This window comes from Planktothrix agardhii (assembly GCF_904830935.1).
Classification (GTDB): Bacteria; Cyanobacteriota; Cyanobacteriia; order Cyanobacteriales; family Microcoleaceae; genus Planktothrix; species Planktothrix agardhii.
On the sequence record NZ_LR882952.1, the window covers coordinates 3,060,669 to 3,079,826 of the forward strand.

General features: G+C 38.5%; 18 protein-coding genes and 1 pseudogene. 3 read left to right on the top strand and 16 right to left on the bottom strand.

All coding sequences use genetic code 11. From position 1 onward, the window contains the following. Positions 1-19: 19 nt before the first annotated feature. The 7 genes from NMG88_RS14355 to NMG88_RS14385 form a co-directional block, all read right to left on the bottom strand. Positions 20-1,042, bottom strand: coding sequence for an Npun_R2821/Npun_R2822 family protein (locus NMG88_RS14355; protein WP_227365482.1), 1,023 nt, complete (start codon positions 1,040-1,042; stop codon positions 20-22). 17 nt (positions 1,043-1,059) lie between these two features. Next, on the bottom strand, positions 1,060-1,953 hold the full coding sequence (locus tag NMG88_RS14360) for an Npun_R2821/Npun_R2822 family protein (protein ID WP_026788123.1): 894 nt from the start codon (positions 1,951-1,953) through the stop codon (positions 1,060-1,062). Between the two features lie 9 nt (positions 1,954-1,962). After that, a complete protein-coding gene (locus tag NMG88_RS14365) occupies positions 1,963-2,934 on the bottom strand; it encodes an Npun_R2821/Npun_R2822 family protein (RefSeq protein ID WP_026795355.1) in 972 nt (323 codons plus the stop codon). A 63-nt stretch (positions 2,935-2,997) separates the two neighbouring features. After that, on the bottom strand, positions 2,998-3,963 hold the full coding sequence (locus tag NMG88_RS14370; RefSeq protein ID WP_235751558.1) for a glycosyltransferase family 10 domain-containing protein: 966 nt from the start codon (positions 3,961-3,963) through the stop codon (positions 2,998-3,000). Between the two features lie 18 nt (positions 3,964-3,981). Further along, on the bottom strand, positions 3,982-5,190 hold the full coding sequence (locus NMG88_RS14375; RefSeq protein WP_254035555.1) for a glycosyltransferase family 4 protein: 1,209 nt from the start codon (positions 5,188-5,190) through the stop codon (positions 3,982-3,984). A gap of 32 nt (positions 5,191-5,222) precedes the next feature. Then, complete coding sequence (locus tag NMG88_RS14380; protein ID WP_227381530.1) at positions 5,223-7,232, bottom strand: ABC transporter ATP-binding protein; 2,010 nt, start codon at positions 7,230-7,232, stop codon at positions 5,223-5,225. 76 nt (positions 7,233-7,308) lie between these two features. Further along, positions 7,309-8,484 (bottom strand): glycosyltransferase family 4 protein, encoded by a 1,176-nt coding sequence (locus tag NMG88_RS14385; protein WP_042154511.1) that lies wholly within the window; start codon positions 8,482-8,484, stop codon positions 7,309-7,311. Positions 8,485-8,597: 113 nt separating this feature from the next. Between NMG88_RS14385 and NMG88_RS14390 the strand changes: the two genes are divergently transcribed. After that, positions 8,598-9,071, top strand: a complete 474-nt coding sequence (locus tag NMG88_RS14390) for a hypothetical protein (protein WP_042154509.1) — start codon at positions 8,598-8,600, stop codon at positions 9,069-9,071. Between the two features lie 15 nt (positions 9,072-9,086). Here the strand turns inward: NMG88_RS14390 and NMG88_RS14395 are convergent, their stop codons facing one another. Both NMG88_RS14395 and NMG88_RS14400 read right to left on the bottom strand, forming a co-directional pair. After that, a complete protein-coding gene (locus NMG88_RS14395; protein WP_042154507.1) occupies positions 9,087-10,292 on the bottom strand; it encodes a glycosyltransferase in 1,206 nt (401 codons plus the stop codon). Between the two features lie 30 nt (positions 10,293-10,322). Beyond that, on the bottom strand, positions 10,323-10,532 hold the full coding sequence (locus NMG88_RS14400; protein WP_026788132.1) for a hypothetical protein: 210 nt from the start codon (positions 10,530-10,532) through the stop codon (positions 10,323-10,325). A 131-nt stretch (positions 10,533-10,663) separates the two neighbouring features. Here NMG88_RS14400 and gloB point away from each other — a divergent pair, with 131 nt between their 5' ends. Further along, on the top strand, positions 10,664-11,437 hold the full coding sequence (gene gloB, locus NMG88_RS14405; protein ID WP_042154504.1) for a hydroxyacylglutathione hydrolase: 774 nt from the start codon (positions 10,664-10,666) through the stop codon (positions 11,435-11,437). Between the two features lie 7 nt (positions 11,438-11,444). On the opposite strand, the gene NMG88_RS14410 is transcribed toward gloB, so the two are convergent. Next, a complete protein-coding gene (locus NMG88_RS14410; RefSeq protein ID WP_141293060.1) occupies positions 11,445-11,612 on the bottom strand; it encodes a type II toxin-antitoxin system VapC family toxin in 168 nt (55 codons plus the stop codon). Positions 11,613-11,700: 88 nt separating this feature from the next. Between NMG88_RS14410 and rplI the strand changes: the two genes are divergently transcribed. Then, a complete protein-coding gene (gene rplI / locus NMG88_RS14415) occupies positions 11,701-12,159 on the top strand; it encodes a 50S ribosomal protein L9 (RefSeq protein WP_141293058.1) in 459 nt (152 codons plus the stop codon). Between the two features lie 45 nt (positions 12,160-12,204). Here rplI and NMG88_RS14420 read toward each other — a convergent pair whose 3' ends face one another. The 6 genes and pseudogenes from NMG88_RS14420 to ctaD all read right to left on the bottom strand — a co-directional run bounded on the left by NMG88_RS14420 (position 12,205) and on the right by ctaD (position 19,132). After that, a complete protein-coding gene (locus NMG88_RS14420; RefSeq protein ID WP_254035556.1) occupies positions 12,205-12,633 on the bottom strand; it encodes a WD40 repeat domain-containing protein in 429 nt (142 codons plus the stop codon). Between the two features lie 6 nt (positions 12,634-12,639). Continuing rightward, positions 12,640-12,702, bottom strand: a pseudogene (locus NMG88_RS22715) (hypothetical protein); the annotation flags it as partial. Beyond that, complete coding sequence (locus tag NMG88_RS14425; RefSeq protein WP_254035557.1) at positions 12,696-15,764, bottom strand: nSTAND1 domain-containing NTPase; 3,069 nt, start codon at positions 15,762-15,764, stop codon at positions 12,696-12,698. The gene NMG88_RS14425 and the pseudogene NMG88_RS22715, both read right to left, overlap by 7 nt. 245 nt (positions 15,765-16,009) lie before the next feature. After that, complete coding sequence (locus tag NMG88_RS14430; RefSeq protein ID WP_227365493.1) at positions 16,010-16,369, bottom strand: hypothetical protein; 360 nt, start codon at positions 16,367-16,369, stop codon at positions 16,010-16,012. 246 nt (positions 16,370-16,615) lie between these two features. Continuing rightward, positions 16,616-17,239 (bottom strand): cytochrome c oxidase subunit 3, encoded by a 624-nt coding sequence (locus NMG88_RS14435; protein ID WP_026795365.1) that lies wholly within the window; start codon positions 17,237-17,239, stop codon positions 16,616-16,618. A 126-nt stretch (positions 17,240-17,365) separates the two neighbouring features. Further along, positions 17,366-19,132 (bottom strand): cytochrome c oxidase subunit I, encoded by a 1,767-nt coding sequence (ctaD, locus tag NMG88_RS14440; protein ID WP_042154502.1) that lies wholly within the window; start codon positions 19,130-19,132, stop codon positions 17,366-17,368. Between the last annotated feature and the right edge of the window lie 26 nt (positions 19,133-19,158).

Below are 19,158 nucleotides of genomic sequence, written 5' to 3' on the forward strand. Positions count from 1 at the left end.
GAGATGAAGATTAGCTTAGTTAATGTTTGATTTTTTGAATTTTGACTTTCATATTTGTGAATTTTTGTTGGATGAATTGCTTGACTTTTGTTAAAGTTTCACTCATCCCACTAGGACGAATAAACTTCTGAGGACGTTGCTCAGGAAAGTTTAAATAACGATAGTATAAAAACAAATTTTTATAGGCAATATCCACATCATAACCTTGACAAAGCTCGGTAAATTTGCTAGAGGGAATACTCATATAATGTAGATAGGTCAGCCTTTTGCCGTGATCATAAAGAACGTGATCAATGTCCTCAAATTGAGAAGACCAATGATTTCCCGTTGCGTGTTCAACATGATGATAAGCAAAATTATAATAGGGAATTTTACTACGAAGAACCATATAATTAAAAAGGGATTGATCCGGCCCAAATAAAGCCATAACATCTGCCTCACCTGATTTTAAACCCTCTAATAGTTGCTCCAATTGTACATCCAAAAAAACCCCTTTTTTGGATGCAAACCAACCCGCGCAAAAAATATTAGATTTTAGTTCTTCCCCTGGAAAAACTTTGACTAATTGTTCTAAAGGCTGATCAAAAATATATTTTAGATCTGACTTGTATTGAAAATCATAGGTAACCCAATCATAATCATTCAATTTATCATAAATCAGAGTCAAAGAACCCATTAACAAAGTATCTGCATCAAAATAGATAAATTTATCAAAAGGGCCATCAATTCCGCAAAGTTTTCGGTGCATTGCTAAACGATAAACAGGGGGTAAACCCCTTTGTTTCCAAACTTTTTGCGCTCTTTTATGATATTTCCATGCTTGAGTTGAGAAATTTTCCCAGCGTTCTATTACAGACTTATCTTCAAATAACATTACGTTTTTTCTTGTTGAAATTTCAGCTTTAACTTTCTCTAAACGATCATCATAAGGAATCACACAAACGGGAATTTCTTGACCTGCATTCGCTTCAATGCTATTCAATAAAGCCACTAATTGATCATAAACAACATCATTTGCTAATGTATAAATACCGTTAGTCATCGTTTTTGATCCTTAATTTAGAAGTTACTGGAACTGGACAAGAAGGGAAATAAACGAGTTAGTTTTCTTTTCCAAGTGGGTTTTCCTTCATGTAAATAACGATAGTATTCCCAAATATTCCAATAGGAACCTCCGGGTTTTAAGGGGGTTCCTGCCCAGTGTAAATACTTGAGCCGTTTGCCATTATCATAAAGGATATGATCTTTTTCTTTAAAATGTTTAGAACCTCCCCAACTCCCTGGTGCATTTTCTGGGGGTTTTACTAAATTTCCCCGTTTAGAAATTTGTTTAAGAACCAGATAGTTTAAAATGGGCTGATCGGTTACTCCTTGGCTAAAATCAAAATATTCTCGATGTTGGGAACAGTCTCTTAGGATATCATAAAGTTGTTCTAGGGTAAAAATTCCAGTTCGAGATGCCCAAAATCCACTGTTAAAAACATCCTCGATTTGTTCATCGCTGAAAATACCTTGTTCTTTAACCAGGGGGGAAAAGATATTGCTGATTTTCTCTCCAACAAAGTGATAATCACAACAGAAGAAATCCCATTGTTTCAGGTAATCTAAGTTAGCAACAATATCCTCAAAAACGATAATATCGGTATCAATATATAGAAATTCGTCTAAGGGCCCAAACCAAACGGCTAATTTCCGCATTTTATTGGGAAGTTTCAGAAAATCTCGATCAAAAATTTCCCCAATTTTCTGAGTTAATTGTTCGAGAAAGTTTAAATCTGGAAAGACTTGCACCCCATGTAATTTTCCCAATGTTTCTGCCACTTCTTGGTAATCTTCATTAAATGGGATGAGAAAAATGGGAACCTCTGAGTTATAATGGCGAATGCTATTAAGAAGGGCGATTGCATTTTCCATCACCCGGTTATTAGCAACAATATAAATGCCTCGGTTCATAACTTCTCCTTAACTTAATAATTTTAATTTTCTTAAAACTCGTTTTAAGAGATTGGGTTGAGAATTCGGGTAGGGCGATACGGGTGGGGTTGTAAATACAGGACGTTTTTCGGGTTCATGTAAATAGCGATAATACAAAAACAAATCTCGATAAGGGAAATCCAAATTTTCTCCTGAACAAACCCTGGTCATCATATTGGGCTGAACACCAATATAATGTAAATAGGTGAGTTGATTCCCTTTATCATAGAGAATATGTTCCTTTTCCTGAAAGTGTTTAGAGGTTGCACTGCACCCTGTCTTTTCAGTATCCGGTAGGCTATAAGCAAAATTATAACTGGGAATGCCTGAGCGCATCACCATGTAGTTAATTAAAGGTTGTTCTCCGGCTCCTTCATAGAGGATTTCTGATTCTCCTGCTTGTAAATAGCCAATTAACTGATTTCTCACTTCAGCCGAGAATACTCCTTTTTTAGAACCATAAAACCCCGAACAAAAAATTTCAGAATCAATACGTTTTTTGTCAAAGACTTGGAGCAGTTTAGGCGATTTAAGGTTATAAACTTTGGTTGGATCAAAGAATTGGAAATCATAAACGATCCAATCATAATGTTGTAATTTCTCAAAAACATGATCTAATGAGTTCATTACTAAGGTATCTGCATCCATGTAAATAAACTCATCAAAAGGGCCATCAAACGCACAAAACCGTCTATGGGCGCCATACAGTCGGTATTTACGGTTTAACCGTTGGGGTTGAGATTCTAGCATAAACTCATCCCACCGTTGAATTGATTCTAAATCATCATAAATAAAAACATTGGGACGGTGTTCAACTTCTGCTTTAACCCGTTCTAATCGATCATCAAAGGGAAACACACAAACGGGTGTTTCTGGGCCTAAAATGGCATCAATACTGTTGAGTAGCGCCAGCAGTTGGTCATAAACTACATCATTGCCAAGAGTACAAATTCCCTGCATACTGACTCCTCTGTTTCTATAGCGTGTTTAGATGGTGCAGCCGAGCATTCAAGATTGAGCAAATTAGAGACTAGAATTCTCAGCAAACTCAGATAACCAATTCAATAAATTCAGTTTGTGTAAAATAATCTGTCGAGCTTCTGCGATCGCCGCTTTTGCTTCAAACCAAGCATCAGGACTGCTAATAACCTCCTGAATATAGGATATTCCTTTTTCATCTAAACTCGGTAATCTTAAGAAACTGCCTGGAGGCAATAATCGATCTGCTGCTGGCCCTCCATAATAAATCGGGAGACACCAAGCGAGTAAAGAATCCCAAAGTTTTTCAGTAACATACCAATCATTATCGGCATAATTTTCAATCGCTAAATTGTAAGAATAAGGAGCCATTCCATACCATTTATTTTTTAATTCTCCCGATGCTTTCACCCAAGTCGGTAATCCCCGACCATAAAAATCGATTTGCCCATTTTGAGCTTGTAACGCTTGCAAAAAATCTAATCGTTTCCGATGATTAGCCGTGCGATTAATTCCTGATGTAATCCAACTACAAGCTTTCACTTTTTCAGGAGGATTCATTTCATTTAACTCTCGAAAGGAGTTGGAATGATACCAAATCGCAGGCATATAATCGGGTGTTGGAGCTAAATCATCAGGGCCAGAAATGTAACCACAATACTGTTTCGCTTTTTCATAATTAGTTTGATTAATTTCTACAATTTCTGCTAAGGGGGGTTCTCGCAATAAATAAATCATCCGGTCTTTGGGAACTCCTCTAAACTTTTCCTGAATATCGGGTTCAGGAGGTTGGGGTTTGAGGGTTTGTTTTAAGCGTTCTTTCCATGATAATTTTTTAGGAGGTTTAAAAAAATCAAATTGATAAAGTAACAGAAAATCCGGCTGAGGATGATTCGCTTGAATCCTAATATTACCCCACTTGCCAAAATGATAAGGCGTTTGTTGACAAAGCCAATCACTTTGGTTTACCCCTGGATAGCTGGTGATCATGCCTACAATTTTTTCAGTCATCGGTTTATCCTAATCTAATTACAAGGCAACGGTGGGACGCATCGGTTCTGGAACGTGAGCTAAAATTTTAGAAATCCGATTTTCCCAAGAAAACTGACGAGCAAATTCTATATTTTCTGTATATCCCTCTAGTTGGCGTGGATATTTTTCCAAAACTTGCTCAAGACATTGAGCGAATAAATGGGGCTGATCCGGTTCACACCAACCTGATTTGATATTAGCAGATTTAAACTCCATCAAAGGGGGAATTTCGGTCGATATGATAGGAGTTCCTGATGCTAAATAATCAAAAAATTTCAGGGGAGAGGTAAATGTCGCGGCTTGAGTTAAGCAATGGGGATGAGCTAGAATATCCGCCGATTGTAATAAACTAGCGAGTTGATTTTGAGGCAGAAATCCTAAAAATTCAACGTTATCGACCTGTTTTTCTTGCGTTTGGGTTTGATAAGCTTTGACCTGGGATGGATCACCACCTGCAAAAACAAACTGAATTTTAGGTAAGGTTTTAGCCACATCTATCAATAGATCAATACCTTTAAAAGAATATAATCCTCCTGAATAAACTACTAAATACTGTCGCTGATTGTGTATAAGTTTTTCTCGCCATTTTTGGGCATCTTCAGGTTGCCGAAATAGAAAAAAATCATTACAACCGTTGTGGAGGGTAATCACTTTTTCGGGAGGCATTCCATTATTAATCATGCTGTCTCTCACGGTATCAGCAATGGTAACAGTAATAGTTAATAAAGGACTATTGACTATTTCAGGTTCAAATTTCCATTTTTCATGATGATGCTGTTCATAAATGGCGGGAATGCCAGAACGAATGGCTAATTTGGCAAAGCTCCAATCACGAGTATGGACAATTTTTGCAACAGGCTTAATAAAGGCCGGAAAATAATATTTAGAAATAATTGTATTCGAGTGAGTCCATTTTCCGCCCCAAGGGCGATCAACAGGCCAGGGCCGAGGTAGGGGAGCCACTTTTAATTTATTTTGGACATTATAAGCTTGGACGATTTCTGCTTCTGGTGTTTGGGGTGAAAAGGGATGCAACAATTTCTGGGGATTAAAAGAAGTTATTGCTTTCTGAAGATAAACTAAGACCGTTGAGTAGCCTAAGTTAGCGGCTGCATTGGCAGAATTAACAACCTGTACCAAACTGGCTACATTTGTTTGTGGCAAAACATTCCGAGTGTAAAAAATATAATATTTAGGGGGTGACATAAAATTTATACCTCTGAGTCTATATTGTAGCGTTAGGTTTTGCTATTCAAGCGAATTTTTACACTTTGTTCAATAAATTCCAGGCTATCTAGGATATAAGTTGCTGAACGATAGGACTCATTGAGAAGTTCCTGCCGTTCTTCAGGATCATCGACTAACTCATCTGCAAGTAACTGCAAAAAACCCATCATGGGGTTGAGACGACTACGGACATCATAGGAACTGCGAATAATGGCTCGATCTCGCGCTGCTTCATCGGCAAATTGCAGGGTGTATAGTTGAGCATATTTTTCGCCTTTGGCCAGCAGTTGATCATGGGTTCCCACCTCTGCCACACACCCTTGGTCTAAAACGGCAATTTGATCTGCTTTTTGAATCGTAGATAAACGGTGGGCAATCACAACTGTTGTGCGATCACGACTGAGTTTTTCAATAGCTTCTTGAACTAATCTTTCTGAAACAGTATCTAAAGCACTGGTAGCTTCATCTAAAATCAGAATATCAGGATTTTGTAAGATAGCTCTAGCAATAGAAATGCGTTGACGTTGACCACCGGATAGTAATACACCCCGATCACCAATGGGGGTCATAAACCCTTCGGGTAAATTGACAATAAATTCCTCGGCATTTGCCTGCTGGGCGGCAAGAATAATTTCTTCATCGGTAACATTGGGTCTGGCATAGGCGATATTATCTCGAACTGAGGCATTAAACAAGAATGTATCTTGACTAACAATACCCATTGATTTTCGTAGGTTTTGTAAGTCAAAATCGCGTAAATCACAACCATCGAGTTGAATACAACCCTCGACTGGATCATAAAATCGAGGCAGAAGATCTGCTAAAGTAGACTTTCCCGCCCCGGAACCTCCTACTAATGCTAACGTTGTCCCACACGGAACATATAAATCGATATCCTGAAGGGCAAGTTTGTTATGACCAGGATAGGAAAAAGAAATGTGATCAAAATGAATCCCTTCTTGAAGTCCTGTAAACGGCATGGAACCGGACTTCATAATCGGTTTATTATCCCGTTTTAAAAACTCGCCGATAATGTTAATCGCGGCTATCCGTTGAGCTAAGTTACTACGAGCATTATTCAATTGAGAAATCAGGGGTAAAGTGCGGAATAAGATAAATAGATAGGTGAGTAAAATGGTAGATAATGCTGTGATTTGATCTTGGGATAAAAAGAATTTTCCGATTACAATCAGCACTAATAACACCAGCATATTCACCACTTCATTGATGGGTGCAATTGCTGCGGTTGCCATTTGAGCTTTATAATCTGCCTTTTCTCGTTCTCGAATTAAATGTTTAAGCTGCTCATATTCGGATTTTTCATTAGCAGTGGCTTTGACTAAGCGAATTCCATTCAGGACTTCCATCTGCTTAATGGAATAATTTCGAGATATTTTTGACAGTAAATTTCCTGATAGTCTAGATTTAGAAATAATATATTGATTTAATAAAGTGACGATAAACAGCAAGACGGCTGTTGCTAATGTCAGTTGCCAAGAAATGGACAGGAGAATGATCACAAAGACAAAAATGGTTATGGATGTGGTAAACATTCCCACATAAATACTAATAGCACTGGAAGCCCGGCCAATTTCTCCTCCTAATTGGTTAATTAAATCACCAACTTTTGTTTTTGCATAGAAATCTAAATCCACATCCAACAGTAACTTTAATCCCGCTTCTCTCATGTCAGATGTTAAGGCGCGACTGAGAGAACTGGAAACTAAGCTACTCCAATAGGTTGTTAAATTTTTTAAAATTAACGCTAATAAGATTGCCCCTGCCATTAACCCCAAGCGATAGGATTCTGGAACATCACTAAAGGGTATTAATATCTTTTGGATTAAGGGCGGAGCACCCTTCATTTCCATTTCTTGGCCTAGTAAATTTAAGACAACAGGAACAATTAAGGTGGTACTGACCCCACTAAAAATTGCTCCAGAGAAACCTAACACAATTGTCAAGATAATCCTAATCGGATATTGCCGTGCATATTTGACTAAATAGTTTTGATTAAGCATACTAACGTTTAATAATTTATTGCCTGATAGCCAGGGAATTTATTTTACTCTATCCCATCGAGTCTTGACTAAAATTCTAACGCAGTTTATTAATAACCTCCTCTAAAATGATCGCCATTGCATCTATACTATAGTTCTCAATACATCGTTGGCGAGCTTGCAAACCTTTAGCTTGTGCATCTCCAAAATTATTGAAAATCTCCGTTAGGGTTTGAGCAATTTGTTCGGGTGAACCCGACTCAACTAAATATCCTGTTTCACCCAGAATTTCTGGAATATCTCCCACTTTGGTTGCCAGAATCGGTTTTGCCATAGCCATACCATCGGTTAGCTTCAGAGGAAATTGAGCTTGCGCTGCGGGAACATCTCGTTGAGGAACCACAACAACATGGGCTGCGGCAACGACTTCAGGCATCATTATAGCTGGAGTTTTTGGTAACTGAATAATCCACTTCCCCCATCTTTGGATTAATTGATCGTCATACTCATCATAGGGGCTTCCTCCCACAATTACTAATTTAATATCGTCTTGATTGAGTTGTTCTAAGGCAATTAGAATATCTTCTAATCCTTTATAGGGTCGTGGAGCTCCAGGAAACATTAAAATTCGATATCCCTTTAACCCATAACGCAGGCGACTTGCTTCTGGATCATAACGCTGGGGATCAAATAATGTGGTATCTTTTCCATTGGGTAAATAAATTCCTCCAAAGCGTTGCTTTAAAAATTCAGTATGAAGGGTGACACAATTGGCTTGAGAAACCAACCGTTCTATCCATTTTAGATAAAGGGGATAGTCGGGTTGTCTTAAAGAACCATCAGATTTGAGAATATCTCTTCCCAATTGTTTGAGGGAAGGTTTGTATTGGTATTGTTCTCCCCCATACCAGCTTAATTCCCAATCATCTATGTCCAAAATTACAGGACGATGGGTTTGTGTTCTTTTTAGGAGAGAGACCCCAAGGCTTGTTGGTTTGAGTTTATAAGCATAGATGATGTCCCCATTAATCTGCTGCAAAAGTTCTTGAGCCGACTTCAGAAATTGAGGATAGTAGTTTTGTTTCACCACTGAAACAATCGGAATATCTTTACTAAGGGTTAAGGGTTCATCTGTTGCTTGAATAAAGCCGACCATTTCGACTTCACAGTTAATTGTCTTCAGGGCTTGAGCTAGTAAAAAGGGTCGGACGGCTCCTCCCCACCTTCCGGCTCCACTACTGGATAGATCGCCAACAACAATTGAAACTTTCATAATATAATTTGCTAGTTTTTGGGTACAATCAGTTATTAGTAATCAGTGTAAGAGTTAAGAGTTAACGGATAAACTGTCTACTATTCACTGCTTGACTGATTACTGTTGTTTTTATGACAACAACTTCTCTCCCTCAACCCTATACTCGCCTGAGTGAACTGTTACCCAGTCTAAAAGCGATCGCAATTCTTTGGATTGTCCTGTATCACATTTGGGCTTATACAAAAGGATATCTCAAATTTTCAGAAATCACGGAGATTTTTACCGGAAATGGTCTTAAAGGGTTGGCGGAAGGATTTCTTAATTTATTCTGTTCAATGGGAGAACAGGGGGTGCATATTTTTCTAATTGCCAGTGGGTTTGGACTAGCAACATCTTGGTGGAGAAGTTATCAAAAAACACCCAATAATTCTAATATTATAGCATTAATTCCCTTTTGGATAGGAATGAGTTTTATCTCCTTTTATTGGTTGCGCTTATTTTTGGTAGTAGCGATCGCCTGTTTTTTGGGAGGATTATTTGATATTGCTGGAAATTGGATAATAAAAAAGGGGTTAAAAAATAGTCTTTTTTCTTCTGCTAAATAACCCCAAAACCTATAATTACTTAACTTCCGTTACCCGCCAACTCAATTTTAAATTTAGCCAGAAATTCCAAAAAGTCACAATAGCGATCGCAATTACCTTGGCTAAATAGGCATTCATCCCAAACACATTAAACAGAATATTCACCAATAACACATTTAAAATCAACCCCGATAAACAAATTAAGTTAAACTTCAAAAATCGTTTAAACCGTTTTCCTGTGCCTTTTTGATGACTAGAAATATCTCCAAATGTCCAAAGATCATTCCAGATAAAATTATTAATAATTGCTACTTCTGCCGAGAATATAGCACTACGAGTTAAAGCTAAACCAACAACGGTATAGAGGAGATAAAACACTCCCATATCGACAAAAACGCCACTAAAACCCACAACTCCAAACCGCAAAAACCGCGTTACAGGCCATCTAGCTAAACGCAATTTAACTAAATGTTGTAAATATTCAATATATTGTTTCCAAGTGACTTTGCTTTCCCCTTCCAAGCGTTCTTGGAACACATAACCCACTTCTCCCACCCAACGAATTTGCCCCCGACCTAACACTTCAATTAAGATTTTATAACCAATAGGATCAAGAGTTCTTCCAGCAATTGCCTCCCTTCTCACCATAAAATAACCACTCATCGGATCAGACACTCTACCAATCACACCAGGTAAAATAATTAATCCTAAAACCTGCGCCCCTCTCGATAAAAAGCGCCTAATCACACTCCAATCACTAACGCCTCCCCCTTCAACATGGCGACTACCAACCGCTAAATCCGCACCCCGTTCTATTTCAGATAAAAGTTGTAATAAACTCTCTGGAGGATGTTGTAAATCCGCATCAATTACCCCTAAAATTTCCCCTCTTGCCACTTGCCAACCCCTAATCACCGCAGTTGATAATCCCCGTTCTTCCTGACGTCGCATCACCCGCAATTGAAGAAATTCTGGGATTAACTCCGCCGCGAATTTCCAAGTTAAATCCGGGCTATCATCATCAACAATAATTAACTCATATTCATTCGGAATTGCTCCGTCTAATAACTGAGTTAATTGTTGAACAATGGGTCTAACATTTTCGCTTTCTTTGTAAGTGGGAATGATCAAGGATAATCTAATCGCAAACTCACTAATTTCCGTTAAAATATTGGCTTGTGTGGGAATCTGTAATAGCCCAGTTGGAACCGGAATTAAATTATTGACTTCGGGAAAATTCATATCGGGTTTGACCTCATTAATTGTTACTGTTTACATATCATTAAATCTAACACGACCCGTCTGAACATAATCAAATACTCGATTAATTTGGTTACGTTCAGATTCGGTAATATCTTTATCAGATAAAATAGCCGACATTAATCTCAAATAATCAGCATGACCCAGTTGACCAGAATTGACAATCCGATCCGTCACTTGACTAATTGAGATTTTAGAGCGAGTGGGAAGTGTCCACAACATTTTAATCTTAACCTCTCTAATTTAACTATTGACTAATTTTGCGATAAAATTTGCTAGACTAACGAATTAGGCTCCGCAAAGTCTTAACTATTCTAAACCCTAATCAACTCATTTGGTGGAGATTGCTTTTTATGCAAATTGAACGAATTCCAGTCCTCTGTGATAACTATATTTTTTTACTGCATGATCCTGATCGGAAAATTGCCGCCGTTGTTGACCCCGCAGAATCCGATCCCGTTTTACAGCATTTACAGAGATTAGACGCCGAATTAGTGGCAATTTTTAACACTCACCATCATAGCGATCATGTTGGGGGAAATACTCAACTAATTAAAGAATATCCCCATCTTACCGTTTATGGAGGTGAAGAAGATCGAGGCAGAATCCCCGGTCAAATGGTATTTTTAAAACCAGGTGATCAAGTTCAATTCGGCGATCAAATCGGGCAGGTTTTATTTGTTCCCGGTCATACAAAAGCCCATATTGCCTATTATTTTCCGCCCCAATATCCCTATCAACCGGGGGATTTATTCTGCGGGGATACCCTATTTGCCGGGGGCTGTGGCCGTTTATTTGAAGGTACTCCCCAACAAATGTTGATATCTTTAAATCAATTCCGAAATCTCCCAGAAACTACTAGGGTTTGGTGTGCCCACGAATATACTCTTAATAACCTAAAATTTGCCTTAACGGTTGATGCTGATAATCAAGATTTACAGGATCGTTTTCAAGAAGTTACGGTAGCCCGCAGTCAAAATCAAGCCACAATTCCCTCCAATATTGGCTTAGAAAAACGCACTAATCCTTTTTTGCGTTGGGATATTCCCAGTCTACAAATGGCGGTGAATAGCCATGATCCCGTTCAAACCTTTGCTCGTTTACGGGGAATGAAGGATCAATTTTAAGGTTAAATCAAAGTTCCCAATCTTCAATTTGTAAGTTGGGAACTCGACTAAATTCTGTGCCACCAATTACCTCCTCAAAAAACCCAGGTTGCCAATTTTCATGTTTCAGGTTTTCACTCTTAGCTTGAAAGATCACAATAGCTTCTAAGTCTCTATCTTTAAATTCTGCTGGCATTTGTACTCGTAATATTCCATGACTTGCGATCGCACCCTAATTTTGTTAACATAGAGTGTTTGGGTTAAAAAAAATATAGGAACTGATCATGGCAAAGCGGACTCAAGTGGTTCTGACCAAAGATGTGATTAAATTGGGAAAAAATGGGGATCTCGTAGAAGTCGCCCCGGGTTATGCTCGTAACTATTTGATCCCTCAGAGTATAGCAGTTCGGGCTACCCCTGGCATTCTCAGACAGGTAGAACGGCGTCGGGAAGAAGAACGTCAACGTCAACTAGAACTGAAACAACAGGCTGAAGGTCAGAAAAAAGCCCTGGAAGCGGTGGGTGTGTTCAAAATTGCCAAACAAGTTGGGGAAGAAAACGCAATTTTTGGTACTGTTACCGAAAAAGAATTAGCAGAATTGATTCAACAAGCAACGGGTCAAGAAGTTGATCGTCGGGAAATTACTCTCCCCAGTATCAGTAAATTAGGAACCTATAAAGCCAATATTAAGTTACATTCTGACGTGACGGCTGATGTGGAAGTTGAAGTGGTTTCTCTGTAAATTTCATCAATTTCAAAGTTTTTTTCCCTAAGCCCGAACTTGAGTTCAGGGCTTATTTTTATTCTTGTTCTTTGAAATAAGGTTCTTCATAAACTGATTATTAGGGCTAAAAACCACAGTCCAAACAGCCGATGGATGAACAATAGTATTAATTTTCTTACCTTCTAAATCCCAAATTTTTACTGTTTTATCGTCGCTGGCTGATGCAATCATTTTTTGGTCAGGACTAAAACTGACATTATTAACCGTATCACTATGACCCCTAAACGTCTGTTTTACTTCTCCATTTAAAGTCCATAATACAACAACATGATCATTGGTTCTTAAATCTTTGCCAGGAGAAGCAACTAAATCACTATTTTTACCCAAAAAATTACTACTATAAATTTTATAATCTTTCAGTTGAATCATTCGAGGTAGGGCTTGTAAATTCCAAACTCTAACGATACCATCTTGACTTGCAGAAACCAACATCTCTTTTTGCTTAGAAAAACTGACTTGATTAATCCCACCCTTGTGTCCTTGCAGAGTCGAAATTAACAAACCTTCCTTAATTTAATCGTTTTATCTTCACTTGCAGAAGCAATCAGTTGATTATCAGGACTAATACTCACACTTAAAACATTATTTTTGTCATGTCCATCTAAAATATTTTCCTCTTGAATCACTTGAACAGCAATACTTAATTTGCTCTGAGTTTCTTGCTCAATGGCAGATTTAGGGGTTTGATGAGATAACAACTTTCCGGCGGTGACTAAGGTTAATAAGGCTTCAAGCTGATTATTTTCTGTGGTTAAAGCTGTGTATTTAGTATTTTCTAAAGCTAAGTTAACTTGTTTATTTTTAACTTCTGAAATTCTTAAAAATCCTAATGCTAAGGTTAATAAAAGTGCCATTCCACCACCAATTATCGTCGAACGGGCAAAAAGTTGCCAAAGTTCTTTATTTTTGGCTTCTGCTTGTTGGCGTTTTTTGGTTTCTATCTCCAACTGTTCTAAAATTACAGAACCACGATTTTGACGAATTAAACCGACTAAATAATCATGTACCAGTTGATACCGTTCCACCGGAATTTCAGGTAAAAGAAAAACTAAACCAGAGAGGACAAAAATCTTCAGAACCGTATCCAAATTTTGATTAATATTGTCAAAATGGTTGGTTATTTCTTTGATTCCTCGGACTAAATCAGCGCGAGTTTTTAAAGGACGAGTATTATTTTCATCCGTTAGTAAATAAAGCACTAACTCCGCTAAACTTTTATTACTTAAACCACAATCTTGAATCACTTCATCTAAATAGTCTTCAACTAACTGTTTCTTTTTTCCCGCTTGTTGATATTGTTGTAATGTGTTAATATTTTGAGCCTGCAACTGAGAACCCACAACTTGTAATTCTATTGGTCGAATTTCTCCTAAATCTTCAGCTAAATCTTCAACTAATTTTTCAATTAGAGCAGGTTCAAGGACACATTGAGTTCTTTCTGTTAAACTTTGAATCACAGATTTAGCTTCTTCTCGTGTAAAGTTCCCAATATATGATAGAATGTTTTTATCTAAAATATTATTCCCAATACTTTCTAAATAGCCTTGACGACTACATTCTAATAAATAGTGTAAGTAATCTTCTCGTAAGGATAAAACAATTTTTACATAGGGAATATCTAAGCAATCTTTGATGAATTTATAACAGGTTTGTCGCTGTTGATTATCTTTGCAAGCAAAGAAAAATTCTTCAAATTGGTCAAAGATAATAATCACCCAGAAATTTTGATTGACTAAAGCTCTAATTTGCTCTAAAATTATCTCTTGATTATTGAAAATAGAAGAATCTAACTCAATATTTTTAAACTCCCTAATTCCCTTGGCTAAAGCCCGAGAAAATTCCCGACTAAAATTGGTATAAACTTGCAGTAATACTGGGATACAGTAACGAGTTTCAATCGTATTTTTTTGTAATTCTGGAATAAATCCCGCTTGCAAAATCGAACTTTTACCCACTCCAGACTGTCCATAAATCACTGTTAATCGACAATCATTTCTTCTAATGCGTTCACACAGCCAATTTACCACGGATAAACGACCGGAAGCACTAATTTCGGGATTAATAATTTTGGGGTAGTTAACTGGGGGTAAACCGGGGTTAGTAATGCTTTGAATATGTCCGAGTCTTCCGGCTCCGATAAACGCTCTTAATCTAAATTGTTGTTCAATTTCCCGACGTTTTTGTTTGATTTCATAAGCCATTAAATATTCGCCTTTTTGGAAATATAAATCCTGTAAAAGTTGTAAAATTTTAATATAGAGGTCTGGGTCATAGTGAGGTTTAGTTCGAGCTTTGGCTTTTTCCAGAATATTAATCGCTTCTTGCTGTTGATTCAATTGTTGATAGGCGTGAGCTAGGGTAAATAAATACCATCCTTGATGATAGGAGGTTTCCCAGTCTAAAATCGACTGTTGCTCTGATGTTTTAGCCTGATAAGTGGAGCAGGTTTTAATTAACAAATTTTGAGCTTTTTCTGCTAAATTTCTGGCTTCTGAGGGAGAATTTTGAGCCAAAGAAACTTCTGCCAAAAAATGATAAGCCCGAGCTTCTCGGAAGGGATAACCGTAAGTCCGATTATAATGAATCGATTCTTTAGCAACGGTTTCTAATTCTTGCCATTGTTTTAATCCAAATAAAATATCAGCTAAAGCATTAATAAATTTAGCCACTAAATCCCAACGGTCAGCTTGTTTAAACCCTTCGATAGATTGAGTATAATAGGTTTTAGCTTGATGATAAGCAGATTCTTTTTGAAATCGATGTAAAATTCCGTAACTGTGCCACCAAAATCCAACATAAAATAATAACTGACTATGGCGAATTAAATGATTAGTTTGTTTCCAAAGCTGCAAACTTCGTTCATAATGTTGTAAAGCAACTGGATTAAAATGATCAGAAATTCGACCCAATATAAACTCTAAACCAGCCTCTAGTTCAATATCTAAGGGTTCTCCCCGCTTCTGTAACTCTTGGCGAGCCGATTCTAATTCTAATCTTAAAGGTGAACCAAACTCTAAATTAAAAGAAGAATTCGCCAAAAAAATACCAGCACCACTATCTAATACTTTAACAGAAACTTGCTCTGTCATTTGTTTGATAAACTGTAATAAATCCTCCGTACTAATTTCAAAAGAAACTGAGGTTGACCAACTATGGAAATCAGGAGCCAAGCGAATTAAAGATTGTAAGAGAGAATCTGTAACCCACAATACCAAAGGAAATTCAAATTTCCGGCGAAATTCCTCTCGCATTTGATTCATAATTTTAATCAAAATTTCCAGTTGTTCGTTAGACTCCAAACCGGATATGATTAAAGCTATCGGGGGATTTTCTTCTGTTTCAATGGCTTTAACCAATGTATTATAAAGATTAGTAACATCGGCATCTATGACAATATTTTTAATTAAGTTAGAATGTTGTTCTTCTAATTGTTTAATAAATTTTTCTCTAACCATTCTATAATTACAATGGGCTAAAATCAGAGAAAAATCGTGATTAAATCTGGTGAAAATTCGATTTAAAGTTTTTAAAGAATTTTGGTTATTTGCTTGTATTGCTTTCATAAAATTTGGTTGGCTTCCTTTTCCATAAGGCGATAACTGTACTCAAATGTTTAAGTTGATAGGTCGAATCAATCAGTAAACGTTTACTAGACCACCCTCACATCTCCCACAAGGATGATTCTTGTCGGTTGATTAATTAATCCCCATCTACTGAGTACGGCAATTGATCATTCAATTCAGGAATCGGAATGCACCCAATACTGCGATTTTACTTTTACGTTCGCAGTTCTATTGATTTTTCCATGTTATAACTTATCCAAACTTTCTACGACAACACGACGAAAGATTTCTGTAACTTCCGCCGCCATTCGGGCATCTAATTCCAATGCTTGTTGAGTAAAATCCTCCTTATTATTAATAGGAATTACACCCCTTAAAGTAATTGCTAGGGTTCGGAATTCCGCAGGTTTTTGATTAGCATTGGGTAGGGGGTCAATAAACTGTACAAATGCCACATAGCAGAGTTCTACCGTTTGCCGAACTGTACTATCTCCATAACCCATTTTAGAAAGAATAACTGGAGACGTAATCACCTGTTCAATTCCCAAAGTTTTTAACGCCACATCCACATAACGGGCCGGGTCTTCACCTAGGGCTTTAATCAAACAATTGAAGTTTTTTTCTGGAAGGTTAGGAAGTTGAGATTGGGCGGGTAAATAATTATGCCATCCAATTAAAGAAATCAGACGAGTTAAATCATAAGTCGAATACTTGCTGTCTATTTTTGGCTTGTTCTAAACTGTCGCTATTCATTGAGCATATTTCCTAAGTTAAAAGAAAATTGAGTGCTTCAGTAGAGACGTGGCTGAGCGCAGCGATACCGTAGGCTATTGGCACGTCTCTACTTTTACTTACAACAAATACAGCAAAATGAACAGAATAATCCAAACTACATCAACGAAGTGCCAATATAATTCAGCCGCTTCTGGGCCAAAATGGGACTCTTTGCTATAATGGTCAGTATTGCGCCCGCGCCAGAGAACCGCTAAAATTAATACCACTCCAAAGGTCACGTGCAAACCGTGAAACCCGGTTAAAACATAGAAGCAACTGGCGTATAAATTGGTGGTTAATCCAAACTCTAACTGGCTGTATTCGTAGGCTTGACCTGCTAAAAAGGCTAACCCCATAATTGCTGTAGCAATAAACCAATTTCGCAACCCCGCAGAGTCATTTTTCTTAATAGCAATTGCCCCTTGGTTCATGACAAAACTACTAGAAATCAGAACCACAGTGTTAATCGCTGGTAGTAGTAATTCTCGTTCTGTTCCTTCAGGGGGCCAAACCGGGGACATGGCTCGATAAATTAAATAGGCAGAAAATAACCCCAAAAAGATCATACTTTCCGCCACCAGGAAGACCACCACCCCCAACATTCGCAAATCGGGATGTTCTTCGTGTTCATGTCCAGAGGCAGTTGCCTCCTGTGCATATCCCAGAACAGTTTGAGAATCGTTAATGGCTGAACCTTGCATGAATTAACTCGGTAAAGTTGACAGATAAATAATTACGAATTACAAATTAATAATTACGAGTTATTAGAGACACGCTGCTAGATAGTCTGCACAATAATTCCCAATTCGTAATTCGTAATTCGTAATTCATTGATCGTTGGTATCCTTTTCCGCTTCTAACACCGTGGTTGAACCGGAGTCTGTAAATAAAGTCGAAGATTTCGCTTGAGACATCGGAATCCCAACCTCTTTGGGACGGTCTCCGGTCATTTGTTTTAACCGTTGACGAATAGCCAAGGTTTTGCGACTACCGTAGTCATAGGGCCCAGTTTTTAATACCGGGGTAACTAAGAAATTTTCAATCGGAGGGGGAGAAGACGTCATCCATTCTAGGGTTAGGGCTTCCCAGGGATTATCGGGGGCTTTCGGCCCTTTGAACCAACTCCAAGCCGCATTAATTAAGAAAGGGAAGGTAGAAACGGCCAGAATATAACTACCCAGGGTACAGACCTGATTCAGCGTGGTGAATTGGGGGTCATACATCGCCACCCGACGGGGCATTCCCATTAATCCCAAGGCGTGCATGGGCATAAAGGTTAAGTTCGTACCCACAAAGGTGAGAGCAAAGTGAACGATTCCCCAGGGTTCATTCATCATCCGTCCGGTCATTTTCGGGAACCAATGATAAATAGCGGCAAACACCCCAAACACCGCCCCACCAAAGAGAACATAGTGGAAGTGGGCCACGATAAAATAGGTATCGTGAACGTGAATATCAAAGGGAACCGACGCCATCATAATTCCGGTGACACCGCCTATAACGAAGGTAGCCAGAAACCCCATGGCAAAGAGCATGGCACTATTCAGGCGCAGTTTTCCGCCCCAAATGGTGGCTAACCAGCCAAACACCTTAATTCCAGTCGGTACGGCAATGATCATTGTGGTGATCATAAAAAACATCCGTAACCAGCCCGGAGTTCCACTGGTGAACATATGGTGCGCCCAGACAATTAAGCCTAAAAAGCTAATGGCTAAACTGGAATAGGCGATCGCTTGATAACCAAAAATCGGTTTGCGAGCATGAACCGGAAGCACATCGGAAATCACCCCAAAAAAGGGCAAGACCATGATATATACCGCCGGATGGGAATAAAACCAGAATAAGTGCTGATAAACGATCGGATCACCGCCCCCGGTGGGGTTAAAGAAACTGGTTCCGGCAATTAAATCAAAGGATAGAAGAATTAAAGCTGCTGCTAAAACCGGAGTAGATAACAGCACTAAGGCGGAAGTAGCGATCATGGCCCAACAAAATAGGGGCATATCGTTCAATCCCATGGTGGGAATCCGCATCTTGAAAATTGTGACGGAGAAATTCACCGCCCCCAAAATCGAAGAAGTTCCCAACAATAAAACGCTGAGAATCCAAACTTCCTCTCCGAATTGGCCCGATAACAGACTTAAAGGCGGGTAAGATGTCCAACCAGATTGGGGAGCTTCCACCAAGAAACTAGCTAACAGCAAAATTCCCCCCGGAGGAATTAACCAAAAACCCACGGTATTCAAACGGGGAAAGGCCATATCCTTCGCTCCTACCATTAAGGGGATCAAATAGTTGGCCAAACCGCCACCAGCCGGAACGATCCAAAGGAAGATCATCACCGTGCCATGAACCGTGAATAGGCTGTTATAGACTTCAGGAGTCACAAAATCGGGATCGGGGGTTGCCAGTTCTGTCCGAACGGCCGTGGCCAAGGCTCCACCGACTAAATAAAAGAAAAATGCCGTGACGAGATATTGAATCCCGATGACTTTGTGATCCGTACTAAAACCAAAAAAATCTTGCCAACGTCTTTCTTCCTCATGATGAGGTTTAGGAACATTAGCCGTGAGATCAAGTTGTGCTTGTGCCATAGGAATTCAGTAATCAGTAATCAGTA

Excerpts from the sequence above, each read along its gene's own strand:
- NMG88_RS14395 (WP_042154507.1), bottom strand. The coding sequence starts at position 10,292 with ATGAATTTTCCCGAAGTCAATAATTTAATTCCGGTTCCAACTGGGCTA.
- NMG88_RS14365 (WP_026795355.1), bottom strand. The coding sequence starts at position 2,934 with ATGCAGGGAATTTGTACTCTTGGCAATGATGTAGTTTATGACCAACTG.
- rplI (WP_141293058.1), top strand. The coding sequence starts at position 11,701 with ATGGCAAAGCGGACTCAAGTGGTTCTGACCAAAGATGTGATTAAATTG.
- NMG88_RS14425 (WP_254035557.1), bottom strand. The coding sequence starts at position 15,764 with ATGAAAGCAATACAAGCAAATAACCAAAATTCTTTAAAAACTTTAAAT.
- NMG88_RS14370 (WP_235751558.1), bottom strand. The coding sequence starts at position 3,963 with ATGACTGAAAAAATTGTAGGCATGATCACCAGCTATCCAGGGGTAAAC.
- NMG88_RS14400 (WP_026788132.1), bottom strand. The coding sequence starts at position 10,532 with ATGTTGTGGACACTTCCCACTCGCTCTAAAATCTCAATTAGTCAAGTG.
- NMG88_RS14420 (WP_254035556.1), bottom strand. The coding sequence starts at position 12,633 with ATGTTGGTTTCTGCAAGTCAAGATGGTATCGTTAGAGTTTGGAATTTA.
- NMG88_RS14380 (WP_227381530.1), bottom strand. The coding sequence starts at position 7,232 with ATGCTTAATCAAAACTATTTAGTCAAATATGCACGGCAATATCCGATT.
- ctaD (WP_042154502.1), bottom strand. The coding sequence starts at position 19,132 with ATGGCACAAGCACAACTTGATCTCACGGCTAATGTTCCTAAACCTCAT.
- NMG88_RS14385 (WP_042154511.1), bottom strand. The coding sequence starts at position 8,484 with ATGAAAGTTTCAATTGTTGTTGGCGATCTATCCAGTAGTGGAGCCGGA.
- NMG88_RS14355 (WP_227365482.1), bottom strand. The coding sequence starts at position 1,042 with ATGACTAACGGTATTTATACATTAGCAAATGATGTTGTTTATGATCAA.
- NMG88_RS14410 (WP_141293060.1), bottom strand. The coding sequence starts at position 11,612 with ATGCCAGCAGAATTTAAAGATAGAGACTTAGAAGCTATTGTGATCTTT.
- NMG88_RS14360 (WP_026788123.1), bottom strand. The coding sequence starts at position 1,953 with ATGAACCGAGGCATTTATATTGTTGCTAATAACCGGGTGATGGAAAAT.
- NMG88_RS14435 (WP_026795365.1), bottom strand. The coding sequence starts at position 17,239 with ATGCAAGGTTCAGCCATTAACGATTCTCAAACTGTTCTGGGATATGCA.
- gloB (WP_042154504.1), top strand. The coding sequence starts at position 10,664 with ATGCAAATTGAACGAATTCCAGTCCTCTGTGATAACTATATTTTTTTA.
- NMG88_RS14375 (WP_254035555.1), bottom strand. The coding sequence starts at position 5,190 with ATGTCACCCCCTAAATATTATATTTTTTACACTCGGAATGTTTTGCCA.
- NMG88_RS14390 (WP_042154509.1), top strand. The coding sequence starts at position 8,598 with ATGACAACAACTTCTCTCCCTCAACCCTATACTCGCCTGAGTGAACTG.